Below are 10,880 nucleotides of genomic sequence, written 5' to 3' on the forward strand. Positions count from 1 at the left end.
AGAGGTATCGTATGGCTCATAAAGAAACGAATTTGACAGACAATGAGATATTGCGCCAGAAGATAGTGAACCTCCAACACGCATTGTCTTTGGAGAAGATGCGCAGCCGTGCCTATGAGAAACTCATAGAGATAGCCGAATCCGAGGAGGGTATCAGCATCTTAAAAAAAGATGGTGCCAAACAGTAACGGCGCTGCGTGAGGAGTTTCCCGGTGTATCCGTGGAATTCCTCTGTGGGCTGTTTGGCAAGAAACGCCAGTGGTATTACGCAAGCAGCAAGCTTGTGATTTCTGAGCGGCAAAGGCGTAAACTGATAGTTGACAATGTACTCTACTATCGTGCCTGCTGTCCCGGGATAGGCGGTGTGAAACTGCACGTCCTCCTCAAGTCGGAGCTAGGTGAAGATGTTACTCATGGTCGCGACTCCTTCTTAAAACTACTTGCTTCAGAAGGACTTATGCTTCCCAAGAACAAGCGAAGACGTACAACGGACTCCAATCATCCTTATAGGAAGTATCCTAATCTTGTACAAGGTGTTACGGCAATGTATGCTAACCACATTTGGGCAGCCGACATAACCTACGTTTGGATTTACGGCAACGTCCTGTACCTCCATCTCATTACAGATGTTTACTCACATGCTGTCATAGGCTGGTGCTTATCCGAAACCATGGAGGCTATAAATACGAAGGAGGCATTGCTAATGGCAGTTAAGGCAGCCGGAGGAGGCAACCTCTGCGGAACGATACACCACTCTGACAGAGGTTCGCAATACGCCTGCCACCTATATGTTGAAACTCTTATGTGCCACCATATCAGGGTTAGTATGACAGAACGGTACAATCCTACGGACAATCCTGTGGCGGAAAGGACGAATGGAACCTTTAAGGTTGAGTGGATTTACCAGCAGGAGATGTACCGAGATTATGACCAGGCCAACATGGAAATCTCCAAGGCAATAGCCTTCTACAACTACAGACGACCGCATATGAGCATAGGAATGAAATGTCCGATGGATGTCTATAGAGGCGAACAGCCCGGGAGAAATCTTTGGAAAAAGAGATAAATGCTTGCAAAAAAGAAAAATATAAAGTATCTTTGGAACGCCGAAAATATGGCGAACGACGGTCTTATGCCATCTTCACCAAAGGTCCCAGGGGGCATCGAGCCCCCTAAGACCTTGCCGAAAATATGACGGAACTTAGGTGTTGTCCATCTTCTTTTATGCAAGTGCACTGACTTCAAATTTAAACTATATAATGTTAATGTCAAGTCATTCAGTAAATAAGAAAATATTTGACAAGTAAAACAGAAATACATCGTCAGATCTGACAAGTGAATTCAGGAAAAGACAATAGCTTACCTTTTGCATTCCAAAAGCTAAGCTTTCGCAGGTCAAAAGCTAAGCTTTTGGAATGCAAAAGGTGAGCTTTTAAAACCGTTTCTGTATTACGCTCTTCCACAGTGAGTTATGCGCCCTTGTTTGGAGATGATTTTCTTGCGTCTTCTTCGTTGTTTTTTCGCGGAGAGAAAAGTTAATAACGCGTCCTGCTTGGATTGTAAACATTGGTCGTTGTCTGTCTTTGACCGGCATCCTCTCCGACTCTTTATTCTCATGGGATAGAGCAGTGTTTTGCAGACAAGAGCTCCAAATTTATTCCATCTTTTATATTCTTAACCTAAATAGACGGATAAAAAATCTTCATTTTTTTGTGCTTTACAAAATTCTTTATTATATTTGCAAGCAAATAAACCTAAATACGAAGAAACAAATATAAAAACCTACAAATATGGAAAGCAAAAGAACATGCCTTTATGACAAGCATGTAGCATTAGGGGCATTGATTTCACCTTTTGGTGGCTTTGATATGCCTATTCAGTATTCAAGTATTATCGATGAGCACAACGCTGTAAGACAGCATTGCGGAGTCTTCGATGTTTCCCACATGGGTGAGATTATCATCTCGGGAAACGAAGCAGAAAAGTATATCAATTATATTTTCACGAACGATGTGTCAGGATTGGCTGTGGGCAAAGTGCTCTATGGTATGTTCTGTATGCCTGATGGCGGAGTGGTGGATGACACTTGTATCTGCAAAATCGGTGAGAACCGTTTCATCATGACCGTCAATGCCGCCAATATCGAGAAAGACAGCCAATGGATTAAGAATAATTCCGAAGGCTTCGATGTGGACATTACTTTTGCCAGCGATGATTACGCGCTTCTCGCCATCCAAGGACCGGAAGCCGAGAAGATTATTGAGGGAAAGTTGGGCATACCATGCTCTGATTTGAAGTTCTATGAGGTGAAAACGCTCACTAAGGATGGTGAGGACATCATCATTTCGCGTACAGGCTATACAGGTGAGGACGGCTTTGAACTTTATGGTTCACCGAACTTCATCTGCAAGGTTTGGGATCAGCTTATGGATGCCGGCGTAACTCCTTGTGGGCTCGGCTGTCGCGATACACTTCGCTTTGAAGCCGGTATGCCACTTTACGGACATGAACTTTCCGAAACCATCACTCCGGTAATGGCAGGGCTGTCAATGTTCGTGAAGTTCGATAAAGAGAACTTTATCGGTAAGGAAGCTCTTTTGAAACAAAAAACCGAAGGACCGGCAAAACGCTTGCGCGGTATCTGGCTCGACGACAATGCCATTCCAAGAAACGGCTACAAGGTGTTCAAAGATGGCAAAGAGGTTGGAGAAATCACTACCGGTTATAAACTCATCTCCGTGGAAAAGAGCTGCGCAGTAGCCTTGTGCGATGCTGACGTTAAGTTGGATGATCGCGTGGAAGTACAAATCCGTAAGAAGTTCTTCCCCGCAACAGTGGGAAAGAAAAAATTTTACGACCCACATTATAAGAAATAATATTTTGATATGAAAGGAGGAGAAACATTGTCTTCCCCTCCTCTTAATAACGACAAACCAATAAAAAATAATAGAATAAAATGGCAAAAGTTATTGACGGACTCTTTTACGCAGAGTCTCACGAGTATGTAAAAGTTGAGGGCGATTGCGCTTATATCGGTATCACGGACTATGCACAGCATGCGCTGGGTAATGTAGTATATGTGGATATGCCTGATGCTGACGATGAATTTGAAAAGGAAGAGGGCTTTGGCGCAGTAGAGAGCGTAAAGGCGGCATCCGACCTCAACGCACCGGTATCTTGCAAAATCCTTGAGGTAAACGAGGCACTTGAAGACGAGCCGGAACTGCTCAATAAAGATCCATATACCAATTGGATTGTTAAAGTGGAGCTTACGGATAAAGCAGAATTGGATGATCTCATGAATGCAAAAGCTTACGAAGAGTTCTGCGCAAAATAGTTAATAAACAACACGATTCAGGGTTTATAGCTGTTTTCCCTTCTCAAAGTAATTTTGTGGAAGAAAGCAGCTATTTACTTTTATGAAAATCTAACCATACTTTAAAGACAGAGAGACATGAATTTCAAATTCTTTCCACATACAGAAGAAGAAACGCAGGAAATGCTAAAAAAGATTGGTGTGAAAAGCATCAACGACCTCTTTGCTAATATTCCTGAGGCTTTGCGCTTCAAGGGTGAATATGACCTGCCTGAAGCAAAGAGCGAACTGGAAATAAGAAAATTCTTCAATGAATTGGGTAACAAAAACAAGATGATGACTTGCTTCGCGGGAGCGGGGGCATACGACCATTACACGCCAAGCGTAATTCCAAGTATCATCGGACGTTCTGAATTCCTGACATCTTATACTCCTTATCAGGCTGAAATCTCGCAAGGTACGTTGCACTACATCTTCGAGTTCCAAAGCATGATTGCAGAATTGACAAACATGGATGTGGCGAACGCTTCCATGTACGATGGCTCTACGGCTACGGCTGAAGCCATGCTCTTGGCAAATGCGGCTTCAAGCAAGAAAAATACGGTGTTGTACTCTGAGACAATCGATCCGAAGATAGTTGATGTTCTCAAGACTTACGCTCATTTCCAGAACGTAAACCTTGTTTCTATCAAAAGCAACGAAGGAGTAACTTGCTCAAAAGATTTGCAGGAGAAGATGGCAGAAGGAGGAGTTGCAGGAGTCATTGTTCAGCAACCCAACTATTATGGGATAACAGAAGATTTCACGGGCTTCGCCGACATTTGCCATAAAGATAAGGCGTTGTTCATTGTAAATAGCGTAGCTGCCGACCTTGCCTTGTTGAAAACTCCCGGAGAATGGGGCGCGGACATTGCCGTAGGCGATGTTCAGAGCCTTGGCTTGCCATTGGCATTTGGCGGTCCTTACGCGGGTTATATGTGTACGACTCAAAAGTTGATGCGTAAGATGCCGGGACGCATCGTGGGACAGACAAAGGATACTCGGGGACAACGCGTTTTCGCCCTTACGTTGCAAGCTCGGGAACAACACATTCGTCGCCAGAAAGCCACATCGAATATATGCTCCAATCAGAGCTTGATGGCTCTCTTTGTTACCATCTATATGTCGCTCATGGGTAAAGAAGGAGTGAAAGAAGCTGCAAAAATTAGCTTTGACGGTGCTCACTATCTATGTGACAAGATGAAAGCTACCGGAAAGGCACAGCTGGTTTACAAACAACCATTCTTCAATGAATTCTTGGTTAAGATTGATAATCGCGATGCATTCTATGACAAGGCTATTGAGAAAGGAATGTTACCGGGCGTAAAAGTCGGGAAAGATCAACTTCTCATCGCAGTTACCGAAAAGCGTACAAAGGATGAAATAGAAGCACTCGTGGCTTTACTTTAAGCATCAAACCTTAATCAAAGTTTTAGTAAAACATTAAATTATTGAAGAAATGAACAATAGATTATACGGCAATTTGATATTTGAGCTTTCTCAACCCGGTCGAAAAGCTTACAGCCTACCTAAAAACGAATTTGGAAACTATGATGTACCGGACAACCTGAAGCGCGAGAAAGACGCTGAACTCCCCGAATGCGACGAACTAACGGTGGTCAGACATTACACAAACCACAGCGGCAACAACTTCGGCGTGGCGAATGGATTCTATCCTTTGGGCTCTTGCACGATGAAATACAACCCGGTTATCAATGAAGAAATGGCCGCTATGCCGGCATTCACGGAAATACACCCATTGCAACCGCTCTCTACGGTGCAGGGAGCTTTGGAGGTGGAATACAACCTTCAGCAGGCTCTGGCAAGCATCTCCGGTTTGTACGATTTCACACTCAACCCTTATGCGGGAGCGCACGGCGAATTGACGGGATTGATGATTATTAGTTCTTATCATCAGAGCCGTGGCGATAACAAACGTACCAAAGTAATCATTCCGGACTCCGCACACGGAACCAATCCGGCATCTGCTGCGGTGTGTGGACTTGAAATTGTGGAAGTGAAGAGCACATCTGAAGGACTTGTAGATGTAGAGGATCTGAAGCCTTTGCTTGGCGATGATATCGCGGGTATGATGATGACCAATCCAAATACATTGGGACTCTTTGAAAAAGAAATACCTGAAATCGCAAAGTTGGTACATGAGAATGGTGGCTTGATGTATTATGACGGTGCCAATCTTAACCCATTACTCGGTGTTGCTCGACCGGGTGATATGGGATTCGATGTAATGCACATCAATCTTCATAAGACTTTCTCAACTCCTCATGGAGGTGGCGGACCCGGCGATGGACCTGTCGGAGTGCGTAAAGACTTGGTTCCATTCTTGCCGAAGCCTCATGTCATCAAGACTGACAAAGGGTTTGATGTCGTTTTGCCGGAACATGGAAGCGACTTCACAACCGAAAATATTCATGTGGGTCCATATATGGGCAATTTCCTTACTATCTTGCGTGCTTATACCTATATCTTGACTTTGGGTAAGGAAAACATTAAGTGGGTAGGACCTTATGCCACCTTGAACGCGAACTACATTAAAGAGAGCTTGAAGGATGTCTATGAATTGCCAATCGCTCAAACTTGTATGCACGAGTTCGTATTCGATGGATTGAAAGATAAGAGCACGGGTGTAACCACCATGGATGTTGCCAAGCGTTTGCTTGACTATGGCTTCCACGCTCCGACCATCTACTTCCCACTTCTTTTCCATGAAGCAATGATGATTGAGCCAACGGAAAACGAGAGCAAGAAGACAATTGACGGTTTCATCAACGTGATGCGTGTCATCGCTAAAGAGGCGTTGGAAATGCCGAATGAAGTGAAGGAAGCACCGCACAACACTCCTATCGGACGCGTTGACGATGTGCTGGCGGCTAAAGAGCCAATCCTCAACTATCGTCAGGCTCTCAAGAAGTAATTTGTACCTATAAGACTAATCAATTATGGAAAAGACCGATTTAATAATCATTGGTGCGGGACCCGGTGGTTATCATACAGCCGTTCACGCGGCAAAAGAAGGACTCAAAGTAACCATCATCGAAAAGAAACATCCCGGTGGTACTTGCCTCAATGAAGGGTGTATCCCCACCAAGAGCTTTGCTCATGATGCCGATTTGTATCGTAATCCGCTGCTTTCATGTGTTGGTGGCGGACACGTGAACTTCGATCGCATTCAGCAACGTAAGACTGCGGTGATTAATCAACTTCGGGAAGGTGTAAAGGGGTTACTCTCCCAACCGGGAATTACTTACATAGAAGGTGAGGCAAAGTTTGTGGATAAGAAGGTGATAGAGGTGAATAATACGCAAATGACAGCCGATAACATTATCATCGCTACCGGCTCTCACGCTCGTATGTTACCGTTTATTCCCAATCTCGACTCTCCGGAAGGAGCCACACTGAAAGACAAGATTATGACTTCCACCGAGTTGTTAGACATAAGTCATGTTCCGAATTCGATGGCTATTATCGGGGCAGGCGTTATCGGGTTGGAACTTGCTTCAGCGTTTGAGACTTTCGGTAGTTCTGTTACCGTTATCGAATTCCTGAAAGAGTGTCTGCCAACTATGGACTCAGACATCGCGAAACGACTTCGCAAAAACATGGAGAAAAGAGGCATCTCTTTCAATCTTCAGAGCGGTGTAACAGCCATTGAGCCTACAGCCGATCAGAAACAGGTTGTCATCAGTTTCAATCAGAAAGGTCAGGATAAGCAGGTAACTGCAGATGTTGTGCTCATCGCTACCGGGCGAGCTGCCAACGTTGAAGGATTGGGATTGGAAACTGCGGGCATCAACTGCATCAAGCAAGGTATCGAAACCAATGAGAACTACGAGACGAATGTTCCCGGAGTTTATGCCATCGGTGATGTAAATGGAAAGCAGATGTTGGCTCATGCGGCAAGTTTCCAAGGTATGCGTGTCATCAATAAGATATTGAACAAGACCGACAAAATCCGTTTCGACATCATGCCGGCAGCCGTATTCACCTATCCGGAAGCCGGATCGGTGGGAATGTCGGAAGATGCTTGCAAGAAAGCCGGTATGAAGTGTACCGTAAAGAAAGGATTCTATCGCTCCAATGGAAAGGCGTTGGCAATGGAAGAGACGGAAGGTCTGCTGAAAGTTATCGCGGATGAGAATGGAAAGATTATCGGTTGCCATGTTTTTGGTGCACATTCTGCTGACATGACGCAAGAGGTGGCAGTGTTGATGAATCACGATGCCACTCTGAATGATCTTCGCGACATCATTCATATCCATCCAACTCTTGGAGAGATACTTTTAGATGCGATAAATTAAGTGAAAAATTTGGCACATAAAAAAAATGTGTTATCTTTGCATTTGAAAGGACAACGTATGAGTCGTATCGATTTGATCGGGATAGTCATCAAATAAATCAGAAAACCGAGATGACTTCTCTTGTTGATGGCGGGCCACATTAATCGTATTTCTACGGCTAAACCGCAAGGTCGGTGGATTACAAAGACAGAGAACTCTCTTATCATAGATACTCGGACTTTTCATCACATCATCGATACGACTTTTCAAACTTCTCTCTTTCGAGAGGCAAAAGGGTGGGGCATAAAACGAACCCCACCCTTCATTATTGAATAGGAATGGGTCTTTTATGACTCGAAACAAATAATTTTTAATTATGTTCTCAGGTATTGTGGAAGAAATGGCACAGGTAGTTGCCATTGACCGTTATCAGGAAAATATTGATTTTACCCTTAAGTGCTCGTTTACAAATGAGTTGAAAATCGATCAAAGCATCGCGCACAACGGCGTTTGCCTTACAGTTGTGCGGCTAAAGGATGATACTTACACCGTTACCGCGATGAAAGAAACACTCGAGAGGTCGAATCTCGGACTTCTGAAAGTAGGTGACAGGGTTAATGTGGAGCGGTCGATGCTGATGAATGGGCGACTCGACGGACACATTGTGCAAGGACATGTGGATGAAACCGCAAAATGTATCGACAAGCAAAATGCTGACGGCAGTACTTATTTCACGTTTGAATACAAGGCTGACAAGCAAATGGCGCGGCGTGGCTATTTTACGGTTGATAAAGGGTCGGTTACGGTGAACGGAGTCTCGCTGACGGTTTGTGAACCTACTGCGAACACCTTCAAAGTAGCAATCATTCCTTATACATTGGAAAACACCAATTTCGCGGATATTGAGTTGGGAACGATGGTTAATATCGAATTTGATATTCTCGGGAAATACATAGCACGGCTCAACAGTCTTGCGAAGTAACATAAAACAAACAATTGAAAACGAGTTGTTGGGAATAATTCCCTGACAACTCGTTTTCTTATGGTCAATCGGGCAGTAAATCTTCAGGCTTCTCTGCGAAAAATGTTGCCCCATGGCGTATAAGGAAGTCTTTATCACGAAACCCCCAAAGCACACTGGCACAGGGTAATCCACTATTCTTGGCAGTCATAATATCAACATCACTATCCCCTATATATACAGCACCGGATTTCGATGCGCCAAGTTGTCGCAATGCTTCAAGTACCGTGTCTGGAGCCGGTTTCTTTCTTATGTTTTCTCGTTCGCCTATTGCCACTTCTATTGTGTCTGCAAAGAAATGCTTCGCGAGATCTTTTGTGGCGGCATCAAACTTATTGCTGACTATGGCAAGTTTCTTTCCTCTTTTATTCAGTTCGCTTAGCAGTTCCGGTATGCCGTTGTAAGGTTGAGTTGTGTCCAAATTATGTTCAAGATAATGACTTCGAAACAAGCTGAGCACTTTCTCAAACATCGGGTTCTCCTTTCCATCGGGAACGGCTCTCTCCATGAGCTTTTTCACACCGTTGCCCACAAACATTCTAACCTCTTCTACCGAATGTTCCGGCATCTGACAGGTCCTTAATGCGTAATTTGTACTTGCTGCCAAGTCGTTAAGAGTTTCCAGCAAAGTTCCGTCCAAATCAAAAACATAGGTTTCAAAATCTCTCATTCTAATTGTATTTTTATCATCGTTAAGCCGGCATATTACTTGTAATGCAGGCAGACTGTCATTTCTTACGAGTGCAAATTTACAAAGTATATGATAAATAATGCCACCCTCAATATTAAAAATCAAAAAACGCAAATCTTTTTCGTTAATGTTCTAAAGGCGTTCGATACAAATTGCGTACCTTTGCACTCATTAAATCTATCAACATGGCAAAGTCGAAACGCAAAACCAAAAATCGCAAGTTGCTCAAGATTGTGAGTGGCGTTACATTCGTTCTTTTATTGGTTATCTACTTCTTGTTTTTCTCCTCTATGTCGAAGACGGGAGATAAGCAATATTTGCTCATTGACGAAAACGACAACATCGACTCCGTCTATAAAAAGCTTGAACCACTCTCCACCCGACATGGTTTGTGGACTTTTAAGCAGTTGGCAAAGTTCACATCCTATGGTGATCATGTGCGTACCGGACGCTATCTCATCGGTTCCTCCGGAGCATTGCAAACCTTCCGGCATCTCAGGAATGGAAGTCAGGCACCTGTTTCTCTGACTTTACAATCGGTAAGAACCAAGGAGGATTTGGCGAAGAACGTATGCGCGAAGCTCATGTTTACGAAAGGTGAATTCCTTGACAGTCTAAACTCATCCGACTTTTGCAAGAAATATGGTTATACGCCGAATACTGTTGTAGCCATGTTCATTCCGAATACCTACGAACTCTATTGGAACACAACGGTGGGAATGTTTCTTGAGAAGATGCAGGAGGAGAACAAGAAGTTTTGGTCGTTTGAACGAACACAGAAAGCCAACGTCATCGGTTTCAGCAAAGAGGAGGTAATGACACTTGCCAGCATTGTTGACGAAGAAACGGACAATGAAGGGGAAATGCCGAAGATAGCCGGAATGTATATCAACCGTCTGCGAGCAGATATGCCGTTGCAAGCTGACCCGACTGTAAAGTTCGCGCTTCAAAAATTTGAAGCCCATCGCATCTATCATAAATGGTTGAGCTATGACAGTCCGTACAATACCTATAAATATCACGGACTTCCTCCAGGTCCTATTCGCATTCCATCCGTGGCTGCCATTGATGCCGTATTGAACTTTGTGCATCACGACTATCTTTACATGTGTGCAAAAGAAGATTTCAGTGGTACGCATAACTTCGCGAAAACTTATCAAGAGCATCTCGATAATGCGCGGAAATATGCGAAAGCATTGACCGAAAGAGGAATTGAATAGGGGGAGTATGGTGCAGGTTAAACCCTGATGGAATGCAATAATGCCCTAAAAATGTCTTATACGGATTTAGCTTGTCACAATTCTGACTATAAAAAAAAGTAAGAAATTATGACAAAACGTAAAACCCCGCGCGAATTTTCGTATTCGTTCAAGCTGCAAGTGTTAATTGATTATTATTCTAGCGGTTCTTCTCAAGCGTCCATATTGCGTAAGTGGAATGTGTCTAGTGGTTCGATGTTCCAATGGCTGAAACGTTGGCCCGTTGATTCAAAATCGTTATCTTTGCCCTCGGAAG

General features: G+C 43.8%; 11 protein-coding genes. 10 read left to right on the top strand and 1 reads right to left on the bottom strand.

What is annotated here, in order from left to right:
- The first annotated feature begins 11 nt into the window (after window positions 1-11).
- The 8 genes from E0E16_RS13430 (at window position 12) to E0E16_RS01215 (ending at window position 8,635) form a co-directional block, all read left to right on the top strand.
- A complete protein-coding gene (locus E0E16_RS13430) occupies window positions 12-188 on the top strand; it encodes a hypothetical protein (RefSeq protein WP_165444179.1) in 177 nt (58 codons plus the stop codon).
- Window positions 189-220: 32 nt separating this feature from the next.
- The gene (locus E0E16_RS01185; RefSeq protein ID WP_240048166.1) at window positions 221-1,066 is read left to right on the top strand and encodes an IS3 family transposase; all 846 of its coding nucleotides are present in this window, start codon (window positions 221-223) and stop codon (window positions 1,064-1,066) included.
- 724 nt (window positions 1,067-1,790) lie between these two features.
- A complete protein-coding gene (gene gcvT, locus E0E16_RS01190) occupies window positions 1,791-2,876 on the top strand; it encodes a glycine cleavage system aminomethyltransferase GcvT (RefSeq protein ID WP_130828469.1) in 1,086 nt (361 codons plus the stop codon).
- A gap of 80 nt (window positions 2,877-2,956) precedes the next feature.
- The gene (gene gcvH, locus E0E16_RS01195) at window positions 2,957-3,337 is read left to right on the top strand and encodes a glycine cleavage system protein GcvH (protein ID WP_130828470.1); all 381 of its coding nucleotides are present in this window, start codon (window positions 2,957-2,959) and stop codon (window positions 3,335-3,337) included.
- 117 nt (window positions 3,338-3,454) lie between these two features.
- On the top strand, window positions 3,455-4,765 hold the full coding sequence (gene gcvPA / locus E0E16_RS01200; RefSeq protein WP_130828471.1) for an aminomethyl-transferring glycine dehydrogenase subunit GcvPA: 1,311 nt from the start codon (window positions 3,455-3,457) through the stop codon (window positions 4,763-4,765).
- Window positions 4,766-4,814: 49 nt separating this feature from the next.
- Window positions 4,815-6,290, top strand: coding sequence for an aminomethyl-transferring glycine dehydrogenase subunit GcvPB (gcvPB, locus tag E0E16_RS01205; protein WP_130828472.1), 1,476 nt, complete (start codon window positions 4,815-4,817; stop codon window positions 6,288-6,290).
- A 25-nt stretch (window positions 6,291-6,315) separates the two neighbouring features.
- Window positions 6,316-7,674 carry a dihydrolipoyl dehydrogenase gene (lpdA, locus tag E0E16_RS01210; protein ID WP_130828473.1) on the top strand — a complete coding sequence of 453 codons (1,359 nt, stop codon included), beginning with the start codon at window positions 6,316-6,318 and terminating at the stop codon, window positions 7,672-7,674.
- Window positions 7,675-8,029: 355 nt separating this feature from the next.
- Window positions 8,030-8,635, top strand: coding sequence for a riboflavin synthase (locus E0E16_RS01215; RefSeq protein ID WP_130828474.1), 606 nt, complete (start codon window positions 8,030-8,032; stop codon window positions 8,633-8,635).
- A 64-nt stretch (window positions 8,636-8,699) separates the two neighbouring features.
- Here the strand turns inward: E0E16_RS01215 and E0E16_RS01220 are convergent, their stop codons facing one another.
- Window positions 8,700-9,344: an HAD family hydrolase gene (locus tag E0E16_RS01220; RefSeq protein ID WP_130828475.1), complete on the bottom strand. Its 645-nt coding sequence runs from the start codon at window positions 9,342-9,344 to the stop codon at window positions 8,700-8,702.
- Window positions 9,345-9,550: 206 nt separating this feature from the next.
- Between E0E16_RS01220 and mltG the strand changes: the two genes are divergently transcribed.
- A complete protein-coding gene (gene mltG / locus E0E16_RS01225; RefSeq protein WP_130828476.1) occupies window positions 9,551-10,585 on the top strand; it encodes an endolytic transglycosylase MltG in 1,035 nt (344 codons plus the stop codon).
- A 108-nt stretch (window positions 10,586-10,693) separates the two neighbouring features.
- On the top strand, window positions 10,694-10,880 hold a 187-nt coding region (locus E0E16_RS01230; RefSeq protein WP_223177186.1), incomplete at its 3' end, for a helix-turn-helix domain-containing protein.

This window comes from Prevotella rectalis (assembly GCF_900607215.1).
Classification (GTDB): domain Bacteria; phylum Bacteroidota; class Bacteroidia; order Bacteroidales; family Bacteroidaceae; genus Prevotella; species Prevotella brunnea.

Coding starts and splice junctions, on each gene's coding strand:
- E0E16_RS13430 (WP_165444179.1), top strand. CDS start 12: ATGGCTCATAAAGAAACGAATTTGACAGACAATGAGATATTGCGCCAG.
- gcvT (WP_130828469.1), top strand. CDS start 1,791: ATGGAAAGCAAAAGAACATGCCTTTATGACAAGCATGTAGCATTAGGG.
- gcvH (WP_130828470.1), top strand. CDS start 2,957: ATGGCAAAAGTTATTGACGGACTCTTTTACGCAGAGTCTCACGAGTAT.
- gcvPA (WP_130828471.1), top strand. CDS start 3,455: ATGAATTTCAAATTCTTTCCACATACAGAAGAAGAAACGCAGGAAATG.
- gcvPB (WP_130828472.1), top strand. CDS start 4,815: ATGAACAATAGATTATACGGCAATTTGATATTTGAGCTTTCTCAACCC.
- lpdA (WP_130828473.1), top strand. CDS start 6,316: ATGGAAAAGACCGATTTAATAATCATTGGTGCGGGACCCGGTGGTTAT.
- E0E16_RS01215 (WP_130828474.1), top strand. CDS start 8,030: ATGTTCTCAGGTATTGTGGAAGAAATGGCACAGGTAGTTGCCATTGAC.
- E0E16_RS01220 (WP_130828475.1), bottom strand. CDS start 9,344: ATGAGAGATTTTGAAACCTATGTTTTTGATTTGGACGGAACTTTGCTG.
- mltG (WP_130828476.1), top strand. CDS start 9,551: ATGGCAAAGTCGAAACGCAAAACCAAAAATCGCAAGTTGCTCAAGATT.